At 73.5% G+C, this 25,142-nt stretch carries 20 protein-coding genes and 1 pseudogene; 13 read left to right on the top strand and 8 right to left on the bottom strand.

The window, feature by feature from the left end:
- Positions 1 to 29 precede the first annotated feature (29 nt).
- The 3 genes from L3X23_RS13095 to L3X23_RS13085 are packed head-to-tail and all read left to right on the top strand — an operon-like array spanning position 30 to position 4,101.
- Entirely contained in the window at positions 30 to 2,069 is a 2,040-nt protein-coding gene (locus tag L3X23_RS13095; RefSeq protein ID WP_093088805.1) for an APC family permease, read from the top strand.
- Positions 2,066 to 3,229 (top strand): class I SAM-dependent RNA methyltransferase, encoded by a 1,164-nt coding sequence (locus tag L3X23_RS13090; RefSeq protein WP_237192487.1) that lies wholly within the window; start codon positions 2,066 to 2,068, stop codon positions 3,227 to 3,229. Before L3X23_RS13095 ends, L3X23_RS13090 begins: the two co-directional genes overlap by 4 nt.
- A gap of 56 nt (positions 3,230 to 3,285) precedes the next feature.
- Positions 3,286 to 4,101: a MaoC family dehydratase N-terminal domain-containing protein gene (locus L3X23_RS13085; protein WP_237192486.1), complete on the top strand. Its 816-nt coding sequence runs from the start codon at positions 3,286 to 3,288 to the stop codon at positions 4,099 to 4,101.
- A gap of 265 nt (positions 4,102 to 4,366) precedes the next feature.
- Here L3X23_RS13085 and L3X23_RS13080 read toward each other — a convergent pair whose 3' ends face one another.
- Entirely contained in the window at positions 4,367 to 6,286 is a 1,920-nt protein-coding gene (locus L3X23_RS13080) for a primary-amine oxidase (RefSeq protein ID WP_237192485.1), read from the bottom strand.
- A complete protein-coding gene (locus tag L3X23_RS13075; protein WP_237192484.1) occupies positions 6,283 to 7,794 on the bottom strand; it encodes an APC family permease in 1,512 nt (503 codons plus the stop codon). Before L3X23_RS13075 ends, L3X23_RS13080 begins: the two co-directional genes overlap by 4 nt.
- Positions 7,795 to 7,938: 144 nt before the next feature.
- Between L3X23_RS13075 and L3X23_RS13070 the strand changes: the two genes are divergently transcribed.
- Positions 7,939 to 10,389, top strand: a complete 2,451-nt coding sequence (locus L3X23_RS13070) for a Tex family protein (RefSeq protein ID WP_237192483.1) — start codon at positions 7,939 to 7,941, stop codon at positions 10,387 to 10,389.
- A 70-nt stretch (positions 10,390 to 10,459) separates the two neighbouring features.
- On the opposite strand, the gene L3X23_RS13065 is transcribed toward L3X23_RS13070, so the two are convergent.
- Positions 10,460 to 11,167 carry a tyrosine-protein phosphatase gene (locus tag L3X23_RS13065; protein ID WP_237192482.1) on the bottom strand — a complete coding sequence of 236 codons (708 nt, stop codon included), beginning with the start codon at positions 11,165 to 11,167 and terminating at the stop codon, positions 10,460 to 10,462.
- Between the two features lie 293 nt (positions 11,168 to 11,460).
- On the opposite strand from L3X23_RS13065, the gene L3X23_RS13060 reads away from it, so the two are divergent.
- Positions 11,461 to 13,203, top strand: coding sequence for a DEAD/DEAH box helicase (locus L3X23_RS13060; RefSeq protein ID WP_255734836.1), 1,743 nt, complete (start codon positions 11,461 to 11,463; stop codon positions 13,201 to 13,203).
- 116 nt (positions 13,204 to 13,319) lie between these two features.
- Here the strand turns inward: L3X23_RS13060 and L3X23_RS13055 are convergent, their stop codons facing one another.
- Positions 13,320 to 13,691 carry a VOC family protein gene (locus L3X23_RS13055; RefSeq protein WP_237192480.1) on the bottom strand — a complete coding sequence of 124 codons (372 nt, stop codon included), beginning with the start codon at positions 13,689 to 13,691 and terminating at the stop codon, positions 13,320 to 13,322.
- A gap of 55 nt (positions 13,692 to 13,746) precedes the next feature.
- Here L3X23_RS13055 and L3X23_RS13050 point away from each other — a divergent pair, with 55 nt between their 5' ends.
- The 3 genes from L3X23_RS13050 to L3X23_RS13040 all read left to right on the top strand — a co-directional run bounded on the left by L3X23_RS13050 (position 13,747) and on the right by L3X23_RS13040 (position 17,271).
- The gene (locus L3X23_RS13050; protein WP_237192479.1) at positions 13,747 to 14,490 is read left to right on the top strand and encodes an AraC family transcriptional regulator; all 744 of its coding nucleotides are present in this window, start codon (positions 13,747 to 13,749) and stop codon (positions 14,488 to 14,490) included.
- A 103-nt stretch (positions 14,491 to 14,593) separates the two neighbouring features.
- On the top strand, positions 14,594 to 16,267 hold the full coding sequence (ilvD, locus tag L3X23_RS13045) for a dihydroxy-acid dehydratase (RefSeq protein WP_237192478.1): 1,674 nt from the start codon (positions 14,594 to 14,596) through the stop codon (positions 16,265 to 16,267).
- A gap of 242 nt (positions 16,268 to 16,509) precedes the next feature.
- A complete protein-coding gene (locus L3X23_RS13040; RefSeq protein WP_237192477.1) occupies positions 16,510 to 17,271 on the top strand; it encodes a hypothetical protein in 762 nt (253 codons plus the stop codon).
- On the opposite strand, the gene L3X23_RS13035 is transcribed toward L3X23_RS13040, so the two are convergent.
- Positions 17,238 to 17,957, bottom strand: a complete 720-nt coding sequence (locus L3X23_RS13035) for a DsbA family protein (RefSeq protein ID WP_237192476.1) — start codon at positions 17,955 to 17,957, stop codon at positions 17,238 to 17,240. The two genes, L3X23_RS13040 and L3X23_RS13035, sit on opposite strands and share 34 nt — an antisense overlap.
- 100 nt (positions 17,958 to 18,057) lie before the next feature.
- On the opposite strand from L3X23_RS13035, the gene shbA reads away from it, so the two are divergent.
- The 3 genes and pseudogenes from shbA (at position 18,058) to L3X23_RS13020 (ending at position 21,099) form a co-directional block, all read left to right on the top strand.
- Positions 18,058 to 18,633 (top strand): RNA polymerase sigma factor ShbA, encoded by a 576-nt coding sequence (shbA, locus tag L3X23_RS13030; protein ID WP_093088827.1) that lies wholly within the window; start codon positions 18,058 to 18,060, stop codon positions 18,631 to 18,633.
- Positions 18,634 to 18,844: 211 nt separating this feature from the next.
- Positions 18,845 to 19,585: pseudogene (locus L3X23_RS13025) on the top strand (Asp/Glu racemase); the annotation flags it as partial.
- Between the two features lie 962 nt (positions 19,586 to 20,547).
- Positions 20,548 to 21,099, top strand: coding sequence for a bifunctional 2-polyprenyl-6-hydroxyphenol methylase/3-demethylubiquinol 3-O-methyltransferase UbiG (locus L3X23_RS13020; protein WP_237192475.1), 552 nt, complete (start codon positions 20,548 to 20,550; stop codon positions 21,097 to 21,099).
- A gap of 57 nt (positions 21,100 to 21,156) precedes the next feature.
- Here L3X23_RS13020 and L3X23_RS13015 read toward each other — a convergent pair whose 3' ends face one another.
- From L3X23_RS13015 to L3X23_RS13005, 3 genes are read right to left on the bottom strand one after another with little or no spacing between them, the layout of a single operon-like run.
- Entirely contained in the window at positions 21,157 to 21,936 is a 780-nt protein-coding gene (locus L3X23_RS13015) for a methyltransferase domain-containing protein (RefSeq protein ID WP_237192474.1), read from the bottom strand.
- 7 nt (positions 21,937 to 21,943) lie between these two features.
- Positions 21,944 to 22,777 (bottom strand): shikimate dehydrogenase, encoded by an 834-nt coding sequence (locus tag L3X23_RS13010; protein ID WP_237192473.1) that lies wholly within the window; start codon positions 22,775 to 22,777, stop codon positions 21,944 to 21,946.
- 12 nt (positions 22,778 to 22,789) lie between these two features.
- Positions 22,790 to 23,071 (bottom strand): MSMEG_0570 family nitrogen starvation response protein, encoded by a 282-nt coding sequence (locus tag L3X23_RS13005; protein WP_093088910.1) that lies wholly within the window; start codon positions 23,069 to 23,071, stop codon positions 22,790 to 22,792.
- A gap of 116 nt (positions 23,072 to 23,187) precedes the next feature.
- Between L3X23_RS13005 and L3X23_RS13000 the strand changes: the two genes are divergently transcribed.
- Both L3X23_RS13000 and L3X23_RS12995 read left to right on the top strand, forming a co-directional pair.
- Positions 23,188 to 23,898: an SDR family NAD(P)-dependent oxidoreductase gene (locus L3X23_RS13000; RefSeq protein WP_237192472.1), complete on the top strand. Its 711-nt coding sequence runs from the start codon at positions 23,188 to 23,190 to the stop codon at positions 23,896 to 23,898.
- A gap of 108 nt (positions 23,899 to 24,006) precedes the next feature.
- Positions 24,007 to 25,122: an NDMA-dependent alcohol dehydrogenase gene (locus L3X23_RS12995; RefSeq protein ID WP_093088836.1), complete on the top strand. Its 1,116-nt coding sequence runs from the start codon at positions 24,007 to 24,009 to the stop codon at positions 25,120 to 25,122.
- The last annotated feature ends 20 nt before the right edge of the window (positions 25,123 to 25,142 follow it).

Raw genomic sequence — 25,142 nt, 5'->3', positions numbered from 1 at the left:
GTTGCACGGAGGGAGCATAGGCTGCGCGCGTGCCCAAGCTCGGGACCGCGCTCAAGCGGATCGTGGTCGGCCGACCCCAACGCAGCGACAAGCTGTCGAACACCCTCCTCCGCAAGCGGATCGCCCTGCCGGTGTTCGCCTCCGACGCCATGTCGTCGGTCGCCTACGCCCCGGAGGAGATCTTCCTGACGCTGTCCGTGGCGGGCCTGGCGTCCTACGCCCTGTCCCCGTGGATCGGGCTGGCGGTCGTGGTCGTGCTGCTCACCGTGGTGACCAGCTACCGCCAGAACGTGCACGCCTACCCGTCCGGGGGCGGGGACTACGAGGTCGCCACCGTCAACCTCGGCAAGCGCGCCGGGCTGACCGTGGCGAGCGCCCTGCTGGTCGACTACACGCTGACGGTCGCGGTGTCGGTCAGTGCGGCGGCGGCGAACATCGGCGCCCTGATCCCGTTCGTGGGCGAGCACAAGGTGTGGTTCGCCGTGGTGGCGATCGCGGTGCTCAGCGCGATCAACCTGCGGGGGATCCGGGAGGCGGGCGTCGCCTTCGCGATCCCGGTCTACCTGTTCATGATCGGCGTCGCGACCATGATCATCTGGGGGCTCACCCGGATCCTGATCCTCGGTCAGGACGTCGAGACGGCCAGCACGAACCTGCACCTCGTCGCCGAGGGGGACACCTTCACGGGCCTGGCCCTGGTGCTGCTGGTCCTGCGCTCGTTCACCCAGGGCGCCGCGGCGCTGACCGGCGTCGAGGCCATCTCGAACGGCGTCCCCGCCTTCCGTAAGCCGAAGTCCCGCAACGCCGCGACCACGCTGCTCCTGCTGGGCCTGATCTCGGTGAGCATGTTCATGGGCCTGATCGCGCTGGGCAGGCTCACCGGCGTCCAGATCGCCGAGGACCCGGCCCGCCAGTTCCCCGACGCGCCGCCGGGCTACCAGCAGCAGACGATGGTCGCCCAGCTCGCGGACGCCGTGTTCTCCGGATTCCGGCCCGGCTTCTTCTTCGTCGTGATCATGACGGCGTTGATCCTGGTGCTGGCCGCGAACACGGCGTTCAACGGGTTCCCGGTCCTGGGCTCGATCCTCTCGCAGGACCGCTACCTGCCCCGCCAGCTGCACACCCGCGGCGACCGGCTGGCCTTCTCCAACGGCATCCTGATCCTCGCGGCGTTCGCGATCGTGCTGGTCATCGGCTTCCAGGCCGAGGTCACCCGGCTGATCCCGCTCTACACGGTGGGCGTGTTCGTGTCGTTCACGCTCAGCCAGGCGGGCATGGTCCGGCACTGGAACCGCGAGCTCCTCGACGTCTCCGACCAGCGCGAACGTCGCCGGATGCGCCGCTCACAGGCCATCAACGGGTTCGGCGCGATCATGACCGGGCTCGTCCTGATCACCGTGCTGATCACGAAGTTCACCCTCGGCGCGTGGATCACGATCGTCGCGATGGCCGGCTTCTTCGTGCTCATGCTCGCCATCCAGCGGCACTACGACCGGGTCTCCGCCGAGCTGGTGGCGGACGACGGGGACACCGTGCTGCCGAGCCGCAACCACGCCGTCGTGCTGGTGTCGACGCTGCACAAACCGACCCTGCGCGCCTTGTCCTACGCTCGCGCCACCCGGCCGGACGTCCTGGAGGCGCTGACCGTCAACGTCGACGACGCGGACACCAAGCGCCTCATGACGGACTGGCAGAAGCGCAAGATCCCGGTGCGGCTGAAGGTGGTCGAGTCCCCGTACCGCGAGATCACCCGGCCCGTGCTGGAGTACGTCCGGCGGATCCGGTCGGACAACCCGCGAGACGTCGTGACCGTCTACATCCCCGAGTACGTCGTGGGACACTGGTGGGAGCAGATCCTGCACAACCAGTCCGCGCTGCGCCTGAAGTCCCGGCTGCTGTTCCAGCCGGGCGTCATGGTGACGAGCGTGCCCTGGCAGCTGGACTCCTCGGCGTCGGCCAAGGCGCTGTCGCCGCACCAGGCTCCGGGGGCCTCCCGCCGCGGCTACCCGTCGCTGGAGCAGCTGCCCGGCGACCGCGCGAACCCGAAGACCCCGGAGAGACAGCAGTGACCCCCGCGACCCCCGTGACGCTCGACTGGACCGACCGTGTGCTCGACGTCGAGGTGGGGCCCGTCGCGCACGGCGGGCACTGCGTCGCCCGGCACGAGGGGCGGGTGCTGTTCGTGCGCCACAGCCTGCCCGGGGAGCGGGTGCGGGCGGTGGTCACCGACGACCAGGGCGGCTCGTTCGCCCTCGCCGACGCGATCTCGGTCCTGGAGCCCTCGCCGGACCGGGTCGCCGCCCCGTGCACCTGGGCCCGCGCGGGCGGGTGCGGCGGGTGCGACTTCCAGCACGTGGAGCCCGCCGCGCAGCGGGACCTCAAGACGACCGTGCTGCGCGAGCAGCTCTCCCGGCTCGGCGGCGTCGAGTCGGACGTCGTCGTCGAGGAGCTCCCCGGCGGCCCGCTCGGCTGGCGGCAGCGCCTGCGGCTGGCGGTGGACGACGCGGGCCGCGCCGGCCTGCGGGCCCACCACAGCCACGAGGTGGTCCCGATCGCGGACTGCCTGCTCGCGCCGTCGGGCATGCTGCCGGACCTGTTGGAACAGCGCTGGCCCCCGAACGGGCACCTCGAGGTCGCGGTGGACGCGACGGGGGAGCGCCGGTTGGGCTCGGCGTCCGTCCAGCACGCGGCGGGCCGGGAGTGGGAGCTGTCGCCGGGCGCGTTCTGGCAGGTCCACCCCGAGCTGGCGGACACCCTCGCGGACGTCGTGCGGGAGTGGGCGGCGGCCCCGCGCGGCGGCGTGGCCTGGGACCTCTACGGCGGGGTCGGGCTGTTCGCGGCGGTGCTGGCCGCGCAGGTGGGGCCCGAGGGTTCGGTCACGGTCGTCGAGGCCTCCACGCAGGCGGTGGCCGACGGCCGTCGGGCCCTCGCCGACCTGCGGCAGGTGGACTTCCGGGCGGGCCGGGTCGAACGCGTGATCGCGGACCTGCCCGACCCGGCGGTCGTCGTGGCGGACCCGCCGCGCAAGGGCCTGCAGAAGCGGATGGTCACCGAGATCACCGAGCGGGCTCCGGAGCGGGTGGTCTACGTGGCCTGCGACCCGGCCGCCCTGGGCCGCGACGTGCGGTTGTTCCGCGAGCGCGGCTACGGCCTGAGCCGGATCCGCAGCTTCGACGCCTTCCCCATGACGCACCACATGGAGTCGGTGGCGCTCTTCGAGACCCTGTGAGCGGCGATCGTCGCCATGGCGACGATCGCCGCTCACGAGGGATCTAGGGTGGGGCCGTGGCCATCGCCGATCATGTGCAGGAGTGGGAGCCGGGGCCGGTCGAGGTCACCGAGACGATCTCCGCGACCCCCTCGACCGCCTTCGCGGGACTGCTCGACCAGACCCCTCCGGACACCGAGCTGCCCCCGTTGTGGACGGTGTTCCACTTCCTGGAGCTCACGCCGACCGCCGAGCTGGGGGAGGACGGGCACCCCCGCGAGGGGCACTTCCTGCCGCCGATCCCGCACCGGCGCCGGATGTTCGCGGGCGGGCGGCTGACCGTCCACGCGCCGATCAGGTTCGGCGACACCATCACCCGGCGCAGCGCGCTGACCTCGATCACCCCGAAGTCGGGGCGCTCCGGCGACATGCTGTTCGTGACCCTGCGGCACGAGTACGTGCGCGACGGCGCCGTGGTGCAGACCGAGGAGCAGGACGTCGTCTACCGGCAGCAGGAGCCCGGGGCCCCGCGCGCCGCGGCCCCGACGGTCCCGGAACCCGGCCCGGCGCCGGCGGAACCGCACGTGGCGCTGACCCCGGACGAGGTGCTGCTCTTCCGCTTCAGCGCGCTGACCTACAACGCCCACCGCATCCACCACGACCTGCCCTACACCACCGCGGTCGAGGGCTACCCCGGCCTGGTGGTGCACGGCCCGCTCCTGGCCCTGCTGGTGCTCGAGGTCCCGCGGCGCGCCGGGCAGGGCGTCGCCGCCGTGGACTACCGGCTGCGCCGGCCCGCCTTCGCCCACAGCCCGCTCGTCGGGACCGCGACGGCCGCGGGTGTGCGGGGTGCGGAGCCGAGCGTGACGGCGTCGCTCACACTGGCGCCGTGACGCTGACGCTTGGGGCGCCCAAGCGTCGCTGAGTGACGCTTGGGACGCCCAAGCATCAGGCACGGGCAGGCGCGCGGTGACGCTTGGGACGCCCAAGCGTCGCTGAGTGACGCTTGGGACGCCCAAGTGGCGGTGTGCCTGGCGCGGCTGGTGACGCTTGGGGCGCCCAAGCACCGCTCAGCGATGCTTGGGCGTCCCGAGCGTCAGCGGTGCCCGAGCGTCAGCGGCGCCCACACCGCCGCGCACCCCCACCCGCCCGCACTCGTCAGTGGCAGGCCTCCGGTGCGCTCGGCGGGTAGTCCAGTGCGGGGTTGCCGTCGAAGAACCCGCTGGGCTTGAGCATGAACCCGACCGTGCTCACCGGCATCACCGGCCAGTCCCCCGGGCGCACGATGTGGTGCGCGCCCATCGAGTACCAGAGCACCAGGTCGGTGTCCTCCAGCGGCCGGTCGGCCGCGACGTAGGCGGGCAGCCCGTCCCCGCCGGGGTTCTGCAGCGGGTAGTCGCCCGCCGCGAACCGCTGCGAGCGGTCCTGCGCGGTCACCCACACCTGGTGCCGGGTGAACCCGGCTCGCGGGGCGAACAGCGCCGTCGTCGGGTAGATGGGCGGCGCGGACGTCCCCGGCATCAGCACGTACCCGGTGGGGGTGCCGAGCGCGGAGTGCACCGACGGGTTCTCGATCCGCCAGTGCCGCGCCACCGAGGCGTCGGTGTCCCGGGCCCCGACCGCCTCCGAGACGACCGGGGTCCGCCGCACCTCCCACGCGTTGCCGTGGGGGTTGTCCGGGCCCGGGGGAGAGGGCACTGAGTCCAGCTCGACGACCGTGTTCCCCGGCCCGTCGACCGCCATCTCCATGCGCACGCAGAAGAAGTGCTGGTGGTGGGGGCCGTACAGGCCGGGCGCGACGAGCGTGCCGTGGGCGGGCGTGACCCCGGGGGCGACGGCGCCCGTCGAGATCACGCCGGTCATCTTGACCTCGTACTCGATCGTCCCGTCGGTGTAGAGATACCAGAAGTAGCCGTACTCGTAGTTCCCCACGGTGACGATCGTCGACAGGACGAGCCGACGCCGGCGCCGCACCTCGACGCGGCCGGTGCGGAAGTCGGTGTGCTTCCACCCGATCCCCACGTCCTCCTCGTGCATGCAGACCGCGTTCGGGATGACGACGGCGGCCCCGTCCTGGTCGTTGACCACGCCGTCGAAGTACTGGATGTGCCCCACGCAGTCGCAGCCGAGCTGCAGCGGGTTCGCCAGCCAGCCGACGCCGTACTCGCCCTGGTCGAAGACGTTCTTGATCCGGTGTGTGGGGGCCGGGTCGCCGTAGGGGACGTACATCTCGGCGAGCCCGGCGCGGTGCACGATCGGCCGCCCGGCGTAGGCGATCTGGTGCAGCACCAGGCCCTCGCGCGGGGTGAACCCGATCCGCAGCGTCCACTTCTGCCAGCCGACGGCGTGCCCGTCGACGGTGAACGACGGCCCGTCCGGCTGCACGACGTCCCAGGCCTTGACCTCGCGCACCGACTCGACCCGGGGCACGTTGTCCGGCGCGTGGATCCACTCGGCCTCGTAGTTCCCCGGCTGCGGGGGGAACGGCACGATCCCGTGGTCGGCCACGTCGACGACCTCGCCCGCGTCGAGGTCCACGGTCACGATCAGGCCCTCGACGGGCCGGGCGTACCCGTGTTCGCCGGGCGCCGCGCGCACCCACGTGAGCGGCCGCACGATCCGGCGCACGGCCGGGTCGTCCTCCGGGCCCGTCCAGCTCGACGCCCACGGGTCGATCATGGCGAGCGAGAAGTCGGTGACCCCGCGCGCCCGCATGGCCTCCTGCCAGCGCGGATCGGCCCGCACGATGTCCTCGGTGGAGGTGAACTCCTCGGCGGTGATCGGCGGCTGCACCCCGGGCCGGTCCCGCCAGGAGACCAGCTCGCGGCGGGTCAGCGAGACGACCGCCTCCGAGGTCGTCCGGGTGCCGCGGTCGTAGAGGACGATCTCGGCGCAGCGGTCCACCGGGTCGCCCGGGGCCCAGGCGAGCAGCGCGGCCTTCGAGGGCTCGTGCAGCGAGACGAACACGAACCGGGCGGTCGGGGTGAGGCCGCGCAGCTCGGTCAGCAGCGCCGAGGCGGCGGCGACCTCGTCGGCGGTGAGCGGTTCGAGGGGGTGGGTCTGCAGGACGGCGGTCATGACTCCTCCAGCTCCAGGGTGAAATGTCCGAGTCCTGCGTACACCGCGGGTCGTTTCGCGCGGAAGTACCAGGCGGTCACCATCCCGAGAACGAAGACGACGAGGACCACCCACGGGATCGCCGTGACGAACGGCGCGTCCTCGGCCGCGGCGAGGGTGTCCCGGTTGGCGATCAGCAGGTAGCAGGCACCCACCATGGCCAGCCCGCCGATCACCGGCGCGACGAGCGTCCCGAACCAGTGGAAGCCGTCTCGGGCCTTGACCAGGAAGAACCGGATGATCGCCACGCACACCAGGCCCTGCACCGCGAGGATCCCGAGGACCCCGAGCAGCGGCGACCACGTGCCGAGCTTGAGCAGCGCGCCCTCGGTGGAGGGGTCGGCGAGGACGAAGGCGAGCCCGTAGAGGAAGACGAAGGCGGTCACCGTCATCGCCGCGATCCCGGGCGAGTGGTGGCGCGAGGTGTCGGCCAGCCTGCGCGGCAGCACGCCCTCGCGGCCGAGCGCGAACAGGTAGCGGGCACCGGTGTTGAAGAAGGCCATCGCGCAGGCGAACGAGCTGGTCACGGCCAACAGCTCCAGCACGGCGGTGAGCCAGCCGCCCACGAACCGGTCGGCGAGGGGGTAGAAGGCCGAGGCGTAGGTGCCCGCGAACTGGTCCGACACGGCCTGGACCGAGCCGGTCAGGCCCCAGCCGGACACGAAGGCGTAGGACACGACCATGTAGAACACGCCGAGCCCGATCACCGACGTGTAGGTGGCGACCGTGGCGATCCGGCGCGGGTCGCGGGACTCCTCGGCGTAGTTCGGGGCCATCTCGAAGCCCACCCAGGACCAGAACGCGGCGAACAGCGCGACGCCGGCCGCGGCGCCGCCGAACACCTGGATCGCGCCCGGGTTGTCGAAGATCGCGACGGGGTTGAAGGGCTGCGCCGACAGCCCCTCCGCACCGCCCTGCCCGAGCACCGCGACGCTCAGCACCACCAGCGCGAGCACCTCGGCGATCAGCATCACCCCGAGCACCTTGGCGGTGAGCTCGATGTGGAACCACGCGAGCAACGCCATCACCGCCAGCGCCACGACCATGTAGACCCAGGCGGGCAGCACCACCCCCGTCCACGTCTCGACGGTGGTCGCGGCGAAGTAGCCGAGCACGCCGATCACGGCCGCGGTGAAGATCATGTAGCAGAGCGCGATGAGCACCCCGGCGCCCGTGCCGACGATCCGGCCGAGCCCGCGGCTGACGAAGGTGTAGAACCCGCCCGCGCTCGTCACCCGACGGCTCATCGCGATGTAGCCGACCGAGAAGATCGTGAGCGCGAGCGTGGCCAGCAGGAACGCCGCGGGCGCCGCCCAGCCGCCGCCGTCGACCGCCACCGGGACGTTGAACAGCATGGCGGTCAGCGGGGCGGCACCGGTGACGATGCAGAACAGCACGGACGGCAGCCCGAGGGCGCCGCCCGCGAGCCTGCCGCTCCGGGCGGGGGTTTCCAGGGTCAGGTCGGCCATGACGACTCCACGGGGTCGGGCTTCCCAGCGTGCGAGGCCCGTGTGACGGCCGTGAGCGTTGCATGTTGCATCTATTGCACAGCGCACCGGATTTCGGGGCCCCCGGGCGTTCCGCCGCGGGGAGGCTCCGGGGAGGATGGGGCGGTGACAGGTTCGGTCCTCACCCCCCAGCCCTCGGTGGAGCAGCGGATCGCCGACGAGCTCGGCGTGCGACAGCACCAGGTGGCCGCCGCGGTCGGCCTCCTCGACGACGGGTCCACGGTCCCCTTCGTCGCCCGGTACCGGAAGGAGGCCACCGGCGGCCTCGACGACGCGCAGCTGCGCACCCTGGAGGAGCGCCTGCGCTACCTCCGCGAGCTGGAGGAGCGGCGCACCGCGGTCCTCGACGAGATCCGCAAGCAGGGCAAGCTCACCCCCGAGCTGGAGGCCCGCATCCACGCGGCGGAGTCCAAGGCCCGCCTCGAGGACGTCTACCTGCCCTACAAGCCCAAGCGCCGCACCAAGGCGATGATCGCCCGCGAGCAGGGCCTCGAGCCGCTCGCCGACGCGCTGCTGGCCGATCCGACCCTGGACCCGACCGAGACCGCGCAGGGCTACGTGACCGACGAGGTCGCGGACGCCGCGGCCGCGCTCGAGGGCGCCCGCTCCATCCTCGTCGAGCGCTTCTCCGAGGAGCCCGACCTGATCGGCGGCCTGCGCGAGCGCATGTGGTCGCGCGGCGTGCTCGTGTCGAAGGTGCGGGCGGGCAAGGAGACCGAGGGCGCGAAGTTCGCGGACTACTTCGACTTCTCCGAGCCCTTCACCACGCTCCCCTCGCACCGGATCCTCGCGGTGTTCCGCGGGGAGAAGGAGGAGGTCCTCGACGTCACGCTGGAGCCGGACGCGGACCCGGAGAACGCGGGCGACTGGGAGACCCTGATCGCGGCGCACGTCGGGGTGTCGCAGCAGGGTCGGGCCGCGGACGAGTGGCTGGCCGGCGTGGTCCGCTGGACCTGGCGCACGCGGATCCTGCTGCACCTGGGCATCGACATCCGGGTCCGGCTGCGCACCGCCGCGGAGGAGGGGGCGATCGCCGTGTTCGCCTCCAACCTGCGAGACCTGCTGCTCGCGGCACCCGCAGGCACCCGCGCGACGATGGGGCTGGACCCGGGCCTGCGCACGGGCGTCAAGGTCGCCGTGGTCGACGCGACCGGCAAGGTCGTCGCGAAGGACACGATCTACCCGCACGAGCCGCGCAAGGACTGGAACGGCGCGCTGGTCACGCTGACGAAGCTCGCCACGGCGCACGACGTCGAGCTGATCGCGATCGGCAACGGCACCGCGTCCCGGGAGACGGACGCGCTGGCGGGCGAGCTGGTCGCGATGAACCCCGGGCTGAAGATGACCAAGGTCATGGTCAGCGAGGCGGGGGCGTCGGTGTACTCGGCGTCGGCGTACGCGTCGGCGGAGCTGCCCGACCTGGACGTCTCGATCCGGGGCGCGGTGTCCATCGCGCGCAGGCTGCAGGACCCGCTCGCCGAGCTGGTGAAGATCGACCCGAAGTCCATCGGCGTCGGGCAATACCAGCACGACCTGCCGGAGTCCTCGCTGTCCCGCTCGCTCGACGCGGTGGTCGAGGACTGTGTGAACGCCGTCGGGGTCGACCTGAACTCGGCGTCGGCGCCGCTGCTGCGCCGGGTGTCCGGGATCAGCGAGTCCCTGGCCGCGGCGATCGTCTCGCACCGGGACGCGAACGGGCCGTTCCGGACCCGGACCGCGCTGTCCGACGTCCCGCGGCTGGGCCCGAAGGCCTTCGAGCAGTGCGCGGGCTTCCTGCGCATCCGGGGCGGCGACGAGCCGCTGGACATCTCCGGCGTGCACCCCGAGGCCTACCCCGTGGCGCGGCGGATCGTGGAGGCCTCGAAGCTCTCGATCGACGAGCTGATCGGCAACACCACCAAGATCAAGTCGCTGCAGCCGCAGCGGTTCGTCGACACCCGGTTCGGGCTGCCGACCGTCACCGACATCCTCGCCGAGCTGGAGAAGCCGGGCCGCGACCCGCGGCCCGCGTTCCGCACGGCGACCTTCGCCGAGGGCGTCCACAAGATCGCGGACCTGCGGCCGGGCATGGTGCTCGAGGGCGTGGTGACGAACGTCGCGGCCTTCGGCGCCTTCGTCGACGTGGGCGTGCACCAGGACGGCCTCGTGCACGTCTCCGCCATGTCCAGCCAGTTCGTGTCCGACCCGCGCGAGGTCGTGAAGTCCGGGGACGTCGTCAAGGTCAAGGTGCTCGACGTCGACGAGGCCCGCAAGCGGATCTCGCTGACCCTGCGCCTGGACGACGAGCCGGGCAAGGCGGCCCAGCGCGGCGGCGGACAGGGCGGCGGTCAGGGCGGCGACCGCAACCGCGGCGGCAAACCGGGCGGGCAGGGTCGCGACGGACAGGGCCGCGACGGGCAGAACCGCGGCAAGGGCGGGGGTCAGAACCGGCAGAACCGCGGCGGCCAGGGCGGCGGCAAGGGCGGTCAGGGTGGCGGCCAGCGCCGCCAGGACCAGAAGCCCGCCCCGCTGAACAACGCCATGGCCGACGCTCTCAAGCGGGCCGGTTTCAAATAGCGCCTTCGGCGCCCGTGCGTGGTAAGTGGTGCCAGAGCACCACTTACCACGCACGAGCGGGCTCGGCCGCCTAACCGAGCAGGCGGGCGGTGATCGCGTCGAGGTGGGCGGGGTCGGCGCCGTTCGCCACGAGGTAGCCGCGCAGGCCGCCGGGGTGGGACTCCAGGTCGTCGAGCACCGCCTCCAGGGCCGCCGGGTCGACGCCGAGGAGGGCCTCCGCGTCGTCGTCCACCCCGGGCAGGTGCGCGCCGGAGGCCCGCAGCCGCGCGAACAGCGGCTCGAGGTTCGCGTTGGTGGCGGCGTAGTCCGCGAGCACCTGCGCGCGGGGCACACCGACCAGCCGCAGCACCGTGGCGATCACGATCCCGGTGCGGTCCTTGCCCGCCGCGCAGTGCACGAGCATGGGCGCCGGGGCGGTCGCGACGATCTCCACGATCCGCGCGATCTCGGCGGCGGCGTCCGCCACCAGCAGCCGGTAGGCCCAGCCCAGGTCGCGCTCGGCGGCGGGGGTGGCGGCGATCACGTCGGGCGCCAGGGACGCGCCCAGCGCCACCACGTGGATCTCGGCCCGACCGGTGAGCGGGTGGGCCCTGCCCTCGGTCTCGCGCGGCGAGCGCAGGTCGATGACCGACCCGGGGGTGACGGGGGAGACGTCGCCGGGCTGGGGGGCGTCGCTGCGGAGCAGGACGCCGCGGCGCAGCGTGCGGCCGTCGGCGGTGGTGAGGCCGCCGACGTCGCGCAGGTTGGCGGGCACGGTGAGATCCAGCGAGGCGGTCACCCCTCCGAGGGTGCGGGTGGAGCGTGAACGGCGGGTGGAATCGTGAGCGGAGGCACGTCCGGAACAACCCGCGGGGGGAGGTCGTTGTCGATGATGATCCCCCCGTGGAGATCCCCCGCGACCCGTCGTGCGACACTGGGAGCGTCGGCTGTCAGCGATGACGTCAGCCGAGTAGCCCCATGGTCCTTCTCCGGCGCAGCACGAGTGCGCCGCTCCGGGCCCGCGGGCTTCCCCGCGGGTGTGCCGAACCTTCTCGGCCACCCGGCTATGCGACGAGGACATGAGTGAGCACTCTGCTTGACCTGCCCGAGCACGACAACGACAACGACGAGATCACCGAAGCCGCGTTCCTCGCCCTGGGGCTGGACCCCGCTCTGGTCGAGGTGCTCGACGAGCTGGGCTACGAGACGCCCAGCCCCATCCAGGCCGAGTCCATCCCCTCGCTGATCGCGGGCCGGGACGTGCTGGGCCAGGCCGCCACCGGCACCGGCAAGACGGCCGCGTTCGGCCTGCCCATGCTGCAGCGGCTCGCCGAGAGCGGCCGCCGTGACGAGCGCCGCCCGTTCGGCCTCGTGCTGGCGCCCACCCGCGAGCTGGCCATGCAGGTGAACGACGCGATCACCAAGTACGGCTCGAAGATCGGTGCCCGGGTGCTCGCCGTCTACGGCGGCGCCCCGATCGGCCCGCAGCTCGGTCAGCTCAAGCGCGGTGTGGACGTCGTGGTGGCCACGCCCGGCCGCGCGATCGACCTGATGAACCGCGGCGCCCTGGCGCTCGACGCCCTCGAGGTCGTCGTGCTCGACGAGGCGGACGAGATGCTCGACATGGGCTTCGCCGAGGACATCGAGACCATCCTGCAGGCCACCCCGGCCGACCGGCAGGCGGTGCTCTTCTCGGCCACCATGCCGCGCCGGATCGAGCTGCTGGCCCGCGAGTACATGCGCGAGCCGGTCATGGTCCGGATCGCCCGCGAGGAGGTCCCGGAGGGCGAGGCGCCGCGCGTGCGCCAGACCGCCTACATGGTGCCGCGCACCCACACCACCACCGCGCTCGGCCGGATCCTCGAGCTGGAGCGGCCCACCGCGGCCATCGTGTTCTGCCGCACCCGCGCGGACGTCGACGCGGTCACCGAGACCCTCACCGGTCGCGGCCTGCGCGCCGAGGCCCTGCACGGCGGCATGGACCAGGAGCACCGCACCCGGGTCGTCGAGCGGCTGCGCAACGGCCGCACGGACCTGCTGGTCGCGACGGACGTCGCCGCCCGCGGGCTGGACATCGAGCAGCTCTCGCACGTGGTCAACCACGACGTGCCGAAGTCGCCCGAGGCCTACGTGCACCGCATCGGTCGCGTCGGCCGCGCGGGGCGCGAGGGCGTCGCGATCACGCTGGTCCCGTCCGGCGCGATCCGCCACCTGCGCAACATCGAGCGGCTGATCGGCAAGTCCGTGCCGGTCGCCCCGGTGCCCACGGTCGACGACCTCAAGGCGGCCCGGCTGGAGCGCACCCGCGTGCAGCTGCGGGAGCAGATCGTCACCGACCTGCGCCAGGACGCGGACGCGGACGTCGACGGCGTCGGCGCCATGGTCGAGTCCCTGATGGGCGAGTTCGACCCGGCGGACGTGGCGGCCGCGGCCGTGCGCCTCGCGCGGACCGGCTCGACCTCCCCGGACGACGACGTGGAGATCCCCACGTTCAACGCCCCCCGTGGCGGCGCCGACCGCGGTGCCTCGCGCGGCGGTCGTCCGGACCGTCTCGGTGGCCGCGGCCAGGGCCCCCGCCCGCCCCGCGAGGGTGCCACCCGCCTGTTCGTCTCGGCGGGTCGCGCCGCCGGTGTCCGCCCGCAGGACATCGTGGGCGCGCTGGCGAACGAGTCCCGCCTGTCCGGCCGGGACATCGGCGCCATCCAGATCCACGAGCGCCACTCGCTCGTCGAGATCCCGGAGCACGCGGCGGACGACGTCCTGCGCTCCATGCGGGGCGTGACGACCCTCAAGGGTCGCCGCGCCAACATCCGCCGGGACCGCGCCGCGAACTGACGCACACGGAAAGGCCCGCCACCCCGGTCGAGGGGCGGCGGGCCTTTCCGCATTGTGGAGCCACAACTGCCGTTTCGCGGCGTCAGACGACAGTTGTGGCTCCACAATGCCTCAGGTCAGTCGGCCAGCGGGTCGTACTGCATCGCGCCTACGGGGTTCCCCGCCGGATCCTCGAAGAAGATCAGGTGGCCCACGCCGGCGATGGTGAAGCGCTCCATCAGGATCGCGCCGCCCGCCGCGCGGACGGCCTCGGCGGTGGCGTCGACGTCGTCGACCGCGAAGGTGGCCTCGACGCCGCGGGTCGGCTCGGGGAGCAGGCTCCGACGCTGCTGCAGGGCGCCCTGGATCCCGTCCGGGCCGGTCGCGACCCGATAGAAGCCGGGCGGGCCCCAGGCGTGGAACGTCCAGCCGAACACCTTCTCGTAGAAGGCCTTCGAGGCGGGGACGTCGTCGGCGTTGATCGCGAAGTGACTCAGGTCGGCTGCCATGGCGACGATCGTGGCGCGCGGTGGCGCTGTCGCGCGACCTAGACTCCGCCGCATCATGTCGAATCCCCGCCACGAACCGACGGTGCGGGGCTACGCCGTGACCCATCCCGCGGGCTCGGCGACCCTGCCGCTCGAACCCGGGTGGCACCAGTTCGTCTACGCCGCCGCGGGCACCATGACGGTGTCGACCGCGCGGGGCGCCTGGACGCTGCCGCCGCACCGCGGGCTGTGGATCGGCGAGCACGAGCCGGTCACCGTGACCAACCCGGCGTCGGTCGCGATGCGGGTCCTCTACCTCGACGCCGCCCTACGCGCCCTCGACGGTGCCGCCCGGGCGGTCAACGTCCCCCGGTTCGCCCGCGAGCTGGTGCTGCACGCGGTCCGGGTCGCTCCACTCCGGACGTCGGACCCGGTGCAGTCCGCGCTGGTCACCCTGCTGGTCGACCAGCTCGCCGCGCTGCAGGCCGCGCCCCTGTGGCTGCCGCTCCCGACCGACCCCCGCGCCAGGGACCTCGCCGACGCGGTGCGCGCCCGACCCGACGCCGACCTCGACGCCCTCGCGAGGCGGGTGAGCACCGGCCGTCGCACCCTCGAACGGCTCTTCCCCGCCGAGACCGGGCTCACGCTCGGCGCCTGGCGCCGCCGCGCCCGGATCCTGCGCTCGGTGGAGCTCCTGGGGGCCGGGGCCCCGGTCACCCGGGCGGCGGTGGAGGTCGGCTACACCACGCCGTCGGCGTTCGTGGTGGCCTTTCGCGCCGAACTGGGGGAGACGCCGGGCCGCTACCTCGGGGGTGTCTAGGAGCCCGCTGCCGACGCCACGTCCTGGCTGCTGACCGGAGGGTGCCACCCGTCGTCGGCACCGCGATGGTAGGCAGGGACTCCACCACGTGAGGGAGTTCCCGATGACGCACGATCTCAAGCCCCGCTCCCGCCAGGTCACCGACGGGATCGAGCGGACCGCGGCACGCGGGATGCTGCGCGCCGTCGGGTTCCGGGACGACGACTTCGCCAAGCCCCAGATCGGCGTCGCGTCGAGCTGGAACGAGATCACCCCCTGCAACCTCTCGCTGCAGCGCCTCGCGCAGGCGGCGAAGGAGGGGGTGCACCGCGCGGGCGGCTACCCGATGGAGTTCGGCACGATCTCGGTGTCCGACGGGATCTCGATGGGCCACGTCGGGATGCACTTCTCGCTGGTCAGCCGCGAGATCATCGCGGACTCGGTCGAGACCGTCGTCGAGGCCGAGCGGCTGGACGGCACCGTGCTGCTGGCCGGCTGCGACAAGTCGCTGCCCGGCATGCTGATGGCCGCCGCGCGCCTGGACCTGGCGAGCGTGTTCGTCTACGCGGGCTCGATCCTGCCCGGCCACATCGACGGCCGGGAGGTCAACATCTCCGACGCGTTCGAGGCCGTCGGGGCCTGCGCGCGCGGGTTGATCACGCGGGACGAGCTGACCGCCATCGAGAAGGCGATCTGCCCCGGCGAGGGCGCCTGCGGCGGCATGTACACCGCGAACACGATGGCGAGCGCGGCCGAGGCGCTGGGCATGGCGCTGCCCGGGTCGGCCGCCCCGCCCGCCGTCGACCGGCGCCGGGACGGCATCGCGCGCGACTCCGGCGAGGCCGTGATCGGCATGCTGGCCAAGGGCATCACCGCGCGGCAGATCCTGACCCGCGAGGCCTTCGAGAACGCGATCGCCGTGGTCATGGCGTTCGGCGGCTCGACCAACGCCGTGCTGCACCTGCTGGCCATCGCCGCGGAGGCCGAGGTCCCCCTCGAGCTGGACGACTTCAACCGGATCGGCGACCGCGTGCCGCACCTCGCGGACGTCAAGCCCTTCGGCAAGCACGTGATGAGCACCGTCGACCAGGTCGGGGGAGTGCCCGTCGTCATGAAGGCGCTGCTGGACGCGGGACTGCTCCACGGGGACGCCCTGACCTGCACCGGGCGGACCGTCGCGGAGAACCTGGCGGACGTCGACGCCCCGCTCGACGGCACCGTGATCCACCTCATGACCGACCCGATCCACCCCACCGGCGGCATCACCATCCTGCGCGGCTCCCTCGCCCCGGACGGCGCCGTGGTCAAGTCCGCGGGCTTCGACTCCACCGAGTTCCGCGGGACCGCCCGGGTGTTCGACGGCGAGCAGGGCGCGCTCGACGCCGTGTCCGACGGCACCGTCGTGCCCGGGGACGTCGTGGTGATCCGCTACGAGGGCCCGCGCGGCGGCCCGGGGATGCGGGAGATGCTCGCCGTCACGGGGATGATCAAGGGCGCGGGGCTGGGCAAGGACGTGCTCCTCGTCACGGACGGGCGGTTCTCCGGCGCGACGACCGGGCTCTGCATCGGGCACGTCGCCCCCGAGGCGACGGACGGCGGCCCGATCGCCTTCGTGCGCGACGGCGACCCGATCGTGCTGGACATGACCACGCGCACACTGACCCTGGACATCCCCGACGAGGAGCTGGCGGCGCGGAAGGCGGCCTGGGTGCGCCCGGAGACGGGGCGGCGCACGGGGGTGCTGGCGAAGTACGCGAGACTGGTCGGGTCGGCGGCGCAGGGCGCGGTCTGCTCCTGACATGGGGCCGGATCGCGGCAGGCGCAGGCTGACGCTTGGGCGGCCCAAGCACCGCTGAGCGACGCTTGGGACGCCCAAGCGTCGGGCACGGGCGGTGCAGGCTGACGCTTGGGACGCCCGAGCACCGCTGAGCGACGCTTGGGACGCCCAAGCAGCAGAGGCCAGGCAGCGTGACGCTTGGGCGGCCCAAGCACCACGGAGCGACGCTTGGGACGCCCAAGCAGCAGAGGACGAGGAGTGGCGTGGGTAGGAAGCAGCAGGGCCGGGGGCAGAAGCGCGCGGCGAAGGTCGCGGCGCGGAAGCGGAAGGTCCGGCAGAGCGAGCCCCTGCGCCCCGTCGTCACCGTGCCCGGGCTGGACGGCTGGGAGGGCCCCGTCGAGGAGCTCACGCCCGTCGACGAGATGCGCTACGCCGTCGCGGAGATCCGCACGGTCCGCGCCCTCGGCCCGCACGACGGCAACCCGGAGTGGCTCGAGGTCCTCCAGGCCAACGTCGACGTCCTCGCCGACGCGGGGGAGAACGAGCTGGTCGTCGAGATCCTCGACGACCGGGTCCGCCGCGCCGTGCGGGACACCCTCGACGCCCGGTCGCCCGAGCCCGCCCGCGAGGAGGTCCGCTGCCTCGTCGAGTCCGACGGGGAGATGGGCGATCCCGACGTGGTGCCCGGCGACATCGGCGGCGCCCCCGCCCAGGGCATGGCGCTGGCGATCCTCTTGAGCTGGCTCGCCAACCGCGGACCGCGCCCCGTCCCCACCGCCGCGCGGACCCGTGTCCCGGAGTGGGTCGCGGACACCCTCGGCGCGCGCCCGGGCGAGGTCGCCACGACGTTGATCGGGATCACGGGTTCGGAGGAGGAGCGCCGCGCGGCCCTCGGCCCCGCGGCGGACGAGCTGGGCGAGGACTTCCTCGCCGGCCTGATGTGGATCGCCGCGGGCCTCGTCGCCCTCTACGGCGACGGGGACCCCGACACCTACCTGGCGTTCCCGGAGGGTGTGCCGGCCTGAGCGGAGCCCGCTCCGGACGCCTGATCCGACTCCCGATCCGACTCCCGATCCGACTCGGACCACGCCTGCTCCAGCGCCTGCACCAGCACCTCCACCGACTGGGCGCCGGACACGCCGTACCGGCGGTCGAGGACGTAGAACGGCACCCCGCTGATGCCGAGGCTCCGCGCGGTCTGCTCGTCCGCGCGCACCGCGTCGGTGTACTCCGCGGAGCCGAGCACCCGGTCCACGTCGGCCTCCGGCAGACCCGCCGCCACCGCGACCCGGCGGAGCGCCTCCACGGAGCCGATCGGCTCGCCGTCCCGGAACAGGGCCGTGACCAGCGCCGACTTGACCTGCGACTGCAGCTGGGCGCCGCCGAGATCCCAGGCGAGGTGCAGGAGGCGGTGGGCGTCGAAGGTGTTGCCGTCCTGCGTGCGGTCGAACCGGATCTCCAGCCCGTCCGCCGCGGCGAGGTCGGCGAGCCGCTGCTCCATCGCCCGCACCTGCGGCACGTCCGCGCCGATCTTCGCCGACAGCCGCTGCGTGCGGTCGCCCTCGTAGGTGCGGGGCGCGTGCGGGTCCAGCTCGAAGCTGCGGTAGCGCACCTCCACCTCGTGCGGGAACGCCGCCAGCGCGGCGGCGATCCGCCGGGTACCCAGGGCACACCACGGGCAGGCGACGTCCGACCAGATCTCGAGCTTCACGCTCGGTGACAACCGCCCGCCCGGCACGGCGATTCCCACTCACAGCGCTCTCTCAGCGCGCGCCCACCCGACACCGAGCGTGCCGGGCCATGGTGGAGGGATGGGCGAGGGGCCGGAGCCGGAGCTGGTCGCGCGGGCGAAGGCGGGGGACCGGACGTCGATCGACCGGGTGCTGACGGCGGTGCACCCGTTCGCGCTGCGCTACTGCCGCGCGCGGCTGGGGCACGCGCTGCCGGGGGTCACGGCCGAGGACCTGGCCCAGCAGGTGTGCCTCGCGGTGCTGCGGGCGCTGCCGCGCTACGAGGACCGCGGACGGCCGTTCCTGGCGTTCGTCCACCGGATCGCGGTGCGCGAGGTGGCCGACGCCTACCGCGCGGCGGCGCGGGACCCGCTGCTCGCCGAGCTCGTCCCCGACCGGCCGGACCCAGACGTCGGACCCGAGGAACGCGCGCTGACCGGGGACGACATGCGCCGGGTGCGCCCGCTGTTGAACCGGCTCACGCCCGCCGCCCGGGAGGTGCTGCTGCTGCGCGTGGCACTCGGCATGTCCGCGGAGGAGACCGCGGCGGTCGTCGGGCGTTCCCCGGGTTCGGTCCGCACCATGCAGCACCGTGCGCTCGCCACGCTGCGGTCCGGCGCCGCCGCGATGGTGCGGTCGGCGGTGCCGCAGTACTGAGCCCACCACCGAGCAGCAGTACTGAGCAGCAGTACTGAGCAGCAGTACTGAGCCGCAGTACTGAGCCGCAGTACTGAGCAGCAGTACCGAGCCGCAGTACCGAGCAGGCGCCCCGGTACCCGAGGAACCGGCGCCGACCCCGGCGGGGCCCGGAACGCGCTCGTTACACCGCGGATCACGGCGCGCAACCCGGCGGGCTCACCGTGGCCTCATGCACGAGCGGGAACCGTCCGTCGATCTGCTGCGGGCCCCCGGACCCGCGCCGACCGCAGGAATCGGCGTGATCGTCCCCTTCGACTTCGCGCTGGACCGCGAGCTGTGGCGGTGGGTACCGGAGGACGCGGCGCTGCACGTCACGCGCACGCCGTTCGTGCCGTCGCCGGTCACCGCGGCGATGGCGCGGGTGATCTCGGACCCCGAGCCGGTCCAGCGCGCCACGCGGGACGTGCTGGTGCCCGAGCCCGGCGTGGTCGCCTACGCGTGTACCTCGGGCAGCTTCGTCGACGGCGCGGCGGGCGAGATCGCGCTCACCGGCGTGATCGCGGACGCGGGCGCCCCGCTGGCGCTGACCACGTCCGGCGCGCTGGTCGAGGCGCTGAAGGTCCTGGGCGCGAGCCGGGTCGCGGTCGTCACGCCCTATGTGGACGACCTGACCGACAAGCTCGCCGCGTTCCTGGCCGCCCACGGGGTGGAGACCGTCGGGAGCGTGGGGCTGGGGCTGCTCGGCCAGATCTGGCGGGTGACCTACGACGAGGTGGTGCGGGCGGTGCGCGCCGCGGACCGGCCCGAGGCCGAGGCCGTGTTCATCAGCTGCACCAACCTCGCGACCTACGACGTCATCGCCCCGCTGGAACGCCTGCTGGGCAAGCCGGTGATCACGGCGAACCAGGTCACGGTCTGGGCGGCGCTCCGCGCGGTCGGGCGCCGCGCGGTCGGGCCGGGCCAGTCGCTGGTCACCGGCAGGCAGGGCGCGCCCGCGCACCTGCGGGTGGTGCCGGACCAGCCGCGGCGCAAGGGCGGCGGGCCCGACGGGCCGCCCGTCCTGCACAAGGTCCGGGTCCGGCTGCCGGACGAGGCGGGGGCACTGGCCCGTCTCACCGAGGCCGTCGCGCGGGCCGAGGGCAACATCCTCGGCCTCGCGGTGCACGGCCAGGACTCGCGCTCGGTGGTCGACGAGATGTTCGTCGGCTCCACGGGCAGCGCCGAGGACCTCGCCGAGGCCATCCGCCGCGGCGTGGGCACCGCGGAGCCCGTGCTCGTCACCCCCGCCGACCCGCACGATCTCGTCGACGCGCCCACCCGCGCGCTGGACCTGGCGGTGCAGGCGATGTCCGGTGGGGATCTCGCCCGCGGCATCGAGGCCCTCGTCCACGCCGACGAGGTCCGCTACCAGCCCACCGCGCCGTCGTCCGACCCGCACGTCCTCGCGGTCGCGGCGCCGACCGGCGGCTGGCTGGTCGCGCAGCGGGAGTGGGCGCCGTTCACCGTGACCGAGCAGGCGCGGGCCGAGGCCTTCGTGCGGGCGGCGGGCGTGGAGCCGGTCCGGCCGCGCTGGGACATCCTGACCCTGTCCGGGGACGAGCTGGTGGCCGAGCCCGCGACCGGCGAGGAGCTGGGCGCGGTCGAGGAGCTGCTGTGCGAGTGCCTCGCGACGCTGGGGCCGGACGGCGAGCGCGCGACCTGGACCGACCGCGAGCTGCGGGACCTGCTGATCACCCCGCGGGGTCCGGCGCTCCTGGTCCGGGACGGCGAGCGGGTCGTCGCCCTCGGCGCCGTGGTCGACGGGGAGGCCGAGGACGAGTACGGGGCCCCGGTCCTGCTCGTCCACCCGCACTACCGCGGCATGCGCCTCGGGCGCTGGCTGCGCAAGCGCCTCGCGGAACGGTCCGGACGGCCGGCGCCTACGCTCCCCGTGTGACCCTCCCGCACCGCTGGTACCACCCGGACACCACGGCCTACGACGACCGCTGGTCCGCCATGGAGAACCCCCACGGCGAGGCCGATCTCGTCGCCTCCTACGGGCCCGCGTCGGTGCTCGACGGCGGCTGCGGCACCGGCCGGGTCGCGGTCGAGCTGGCGCGGCGGGGGATCGCGGTGGTCGGGGTGGACCCGGACGCCGACATGATCGCCGCGGCCCGGGCGAAGGCGCCGGAGCTGCGGTGGCGGGAGGAGGGGTTGGAGTCCCTCGACCTCCCCGACCGGTTCGATGTGATCGTGCTGGCGGGCAACGTGATCCCGTACGCGGGCGACCGCGCAGGGGTCGTGGCGGGCTGCGCGCGACACCTCGCCCCGGGCGGGCGCCTGATCGCCGGGTTCACCCTGCAGCCCGGCTGGCCGACCCTCGACGACTACGACGGCTGGTGCGCCGGTCTGTCCCTGGAGGACCGCTGGTCCACCTGGGACCGCGCGCCCTACGCCGGCGGCGCCTACGCCGTCTCCGTCCACACCCGGTCGGCCACCCCGTGAGGTGAGCGGCGCGGAGGCAGGTCCTGGATCACCCGCCGGAGATCGTCTCGGGGCGGGTCATGCCCGGCAGAGTATTTCGCCGTGCGGCACGATCAACCACCCGTCGGGGCTGTCGCGCCAGGCCCGCCAGCCTGCGGAGATCTCCTCCAGGTCCGCCCGGGTCGCGAGCCCGCGCTCCACGGCCTGGGTCGCGATGGCCGAGTCGAGGATCCGGTCGGCCCACATCCCGCCCCAGGCGGCGCGGGCGTCGGGGGTGGCGTGACACCACACCGAGGCGGTGGGGGTGATCTCGGTGAACCCGGCCGCGCGGGCCCAGGCGAGCAGCCGACGGCCCGCGTCCGGTTCGGCGTCGTTGCCGTGCGCGACCGCCCGGTACAGCGCGAGCCAGCGGTCCAGCCGGGGGTCCGCCGGGTACCAGGTGAAGGCGGCGTAGTCCGCGTCCCGCGCGGCGACGACCCCGCCCGGACGGCACACCCGGCGCATCTCGCGCAGCGCCGCGACGGGATCGGAGAGGTGCTGCAGGACCTGGTGGGCGTGCACCACGTCCCACGTGTCGTCCGGGTCCGAGAGCGCGTAGACGTCGTCCACCGCGAACTCGGGCCCGGGCGTGCGGCGGGCCTCCGCCAGCGGCGCCTCGACCACGTCGACGCCCTTGACCCGACCGGGCGCCACCCGCGCGGCGAGGTCGTGGGTGATGCTGCCCGGCCCGCAGCCGACGTCGAGCAGGTCCAGGCCCGGGCGCAGCAGGGGCAGCAGGTACCCGGCCGAGTTCTCGGCGGTCCGGGCGCGGTGCGAGCGCAGCACGGACTCGTGGTGGCCGTGGGTGTAGACGTCCATCAGCCCGTCACGTCCAGTCCCGGACGGCGGCGTCGAGGGCCGCGCGCATCGCGCCCACCGGGCCCTCGTGACCGGTCATCAGCTCGACCTGCGCCACGGCCTGGTGCAGCAGCATGTCCAGCCCGCTCGCCACGCGGCAGCCCGCCACCGCCGCACCCGCGGCCAGGGCCGTGGGCCAGGGCGCGTACACGACGTCCAGCACCACGGTGCGGTCCCGCCACCGGGCCCCGGCCAGTTCGTCCGCGGCGCCCGCGGGCAGCGTGGAGAGCACGACGTCCGCCCCGTCCAGCAGCCCCGCGGCCACCTCGGCGTCGGTCAGCACGCCGCGCACGTCCGGCCGCACGTCGAGGCGTTCGGCGGCGTCGAGCAGCTCGCCCGCGCGGCGGGGTTCGCGGACCAGCACCGTCGGCTCCGCGGCGCCGAGCTCGCGCAGCGCCGCCAGCGCGGCCTGGGCGGTGCCGCCCGCGCCGAGCACGACCGCCTGCTCGACCTTCTCCACCCCCGCCGCCCGCAGCGCCCCGACGATCCCGACGACGTCCGTGTTGTCGGCGTGCCGCCCGTCCGGGCCCAGGACCAGGGTGTTCGCCGCCCCGACGGCCTCGGCCAGCGGGGAGACGGTGTCCGCGACGTCGAGCGCGACCCGCTTGAGCGGCATGGTCAGCGACAGCCCCGCCCAGCTCGCGTCCAGCCCGGCGACGAACCCCGCCAGGTCCGCCTCGCCCGTCTCGACCACCTCGTACGACCAGCCCTCCAGACCGAGGGCGGCGTAGGCCGCGCGGTGCAGGACGGGCGAGAGCGAATGTCGGATGGGAGAGCCGAGCACGGCGGCGCGTCGTGTCACACCGGGAAGTATCTACCTGCGGAAGGACTCCAGGGTGACCTGGTCGGTGGCGGCGAACCGGGCGGCCGCCTGTTCGATGCCCGCCATCGTCGCCACGGACTGGGCGCAGCCGAACCCGTACTTCTGCCGGACGCGCTGGTCGGCGATCCGCATGCAGGTGCGGCTCGTGTCCACGAACTCGGCGACGGGGTACACCGACCCGGCGTGGAAATGCTCCTCCACGATCAACGACGGCGAGTAGAAGGTCTGGCGGGAACCGTCCGGCCAGCGGACGTCGAAGAGCACCTCGGGCACCCGGCGACGGTAGATCGCGGATGTGACGACCGTGTTGCCCACCCCGTGAGCGGCGATGGTCGCCAGAGCGACCATCGCCGCTCACGAGGTCGGGGGGCCCTGACAGACTCCGGCCCATGGGCACGGTGCTGTTGCTGGGCGGACGGAGCGAGATCGGGCTGGCGGTGGTGCGGCGGCTCGCGGGACGGGAGGCGACCCGGGTCGTGCTCGCGGCCCGCGGGGGCGTCGAGCCCGTGCCCGAGATCCCCGGCGCCGCGGTGGAGTCCGTGGACTTCGACGCCGACGACCTGGCCGCGCACCGCCCGCTGGTCGAGGGGACGGGGGAGATCGACGTCGCCGTCGTCGCGTTCGGGATCCTCGGCGACCAGGCCCGCGCCGAGGCCGACCCGGCGCACGCCGTGCAGGTCGTGCACACCGACTACGTGGCGCACGTGCAGGTCCTGACCGAGCTCGCGAACCACATGCGGGCCCGGGGCCGCGGCACGATCGTCGTCTACTCGTCCGTGGCGGGTGCCCGGGTCCGCCGGGCGAACTACGTCTACGGGTCGGCGAAGGCGGGCCTCGACGGCTTCGCCTCCGGCCTGGCGGACGCGCTGCACGGCACCGGGGTGCGGCTGGTCCTCGTCCGGCCCGGGTTCGTGATCGGCCGGATGACCGAGGGGATGAGCCCGGCGCCCTTCTCCAGCACGCCCGACCAGGTCGCCGACGCGACCGTCGCCGCCCTGCGCGGCGGGCGGGACGAGGTCTGGGTGCCGCGGGTGCTGCAGCCGCTGTTCGCGGTGGCCCGGCACCTGCCCCGGGCGCTCTGGCGACGTCTGCCGCGCTGAAATCGTTCGACACTTTCGTGACGGGCCGACAGTGGCGCGTCCGTGATCGTCGTCATAAGGTCGGGTGCGCATCTCCCCATGTGACGACGACGTCAAGGAGAACGACCAGTGCACACTCGCGGAGCAGTCGTCCGGCAGGCGCCGGGCAAGTACGAGGTCGTCGATCTCGAGGTGGACGACCCGAAGACCGGTGAGATCCAGGTCCAGCTGGTGGCCTCGGGCCTGTGCCACTCGGACGACCACATCGCCACCGGTGACATCCCCGTCGGCATGTACCCGTTCGCGGGCGGTCACGAGGGCGCGGGCATCATCACGAAGGTGGGCCCCGGCACCAAGGGGTACAAGGAGGGCGACCACGTCGTCTTCTCGTTCCTGCCCGGCTGTGGCCGGTGTCGCTGGTGCGCCAGCGGCATGCAGAACCTGTGTGACCTCGGCTCGACCCTGTTGCAGGGCTCCCGCTGGGAGGACCCGACCGACTTCCGGCTGTCCCTCGACGGGCAGCCGGTCGGCCAGATGTGCGGCATCTCGACCTTCTGCGAGACCACCACGGTCGCGATCGACTCCGCGGTCGTGGTGCCGGACGACATCCCCCTGGACAAGGCCTGCCTGGTCGGCTGCGGCGTCGGCACCGGCTGGGGCTCGGCGGTCAACTCCGCGGAGGTCCGGCCCGGCGACACCGTGATCGTGATGGGCATCGGCGGCATCGGCATCAACGCCGTGCAGGGCGCGCGGCACGCGGGCGCGTCGAACATCATCGCGGTGGACCCGGTGGCCTTCAAGCGCGAGAAGGCGCAGGAGCTGGGCGCCACCCACGCCGTCGAGACGATGGAGGAGGCCGCCGAGCTCGGCCGCCAGTTCACCAACGGCCAGGGCGCGGACTCGGCGATCGTCACCGTCGGCGTCACCACGGGCGACCACGTCGCCCAGGCCTTCAGCGCGATCCGCAAGGCGGGCACGGCGGTCGTGACCGGCCTCGGGGACATCACCGAGGTCGGCGTCCCGATCGCGATCTCCGAGCTCACCCTGTTCCAGAAGCGCCTGCAGGGCGCCCTGTTCGGCGCCTCGGCGCCCAGCTTCGGCATCCTGCGCCAGCTGGAGATGTACCAGCAGGGCGTGCTCAAGCTCGACGAGCTGATCACCAAGACCTACTCGCTCGACGAGATCAACCAGGGCTACCAGGACATGCACGACGGCAAGAACATCCGCGGCGTCATCGTCTACTGACTCGACCCGCGGCTGCGCCG

Source organism: Pseudonocardia sp. WMMC193 (assembly GCF_021728735.1).
GTDB lineage: Bacteria > Actinomycetota > Actinomycetes > Mycobacteriales > Pseudonocardiaceae > Pseudonocardia > Pseudonocardia oroxyli.
The sequence above is the reverse complement of the archived record's forward strand: the minus strand, read 5'-3'. Positions and strand labels throughout refer to the sequence as shown.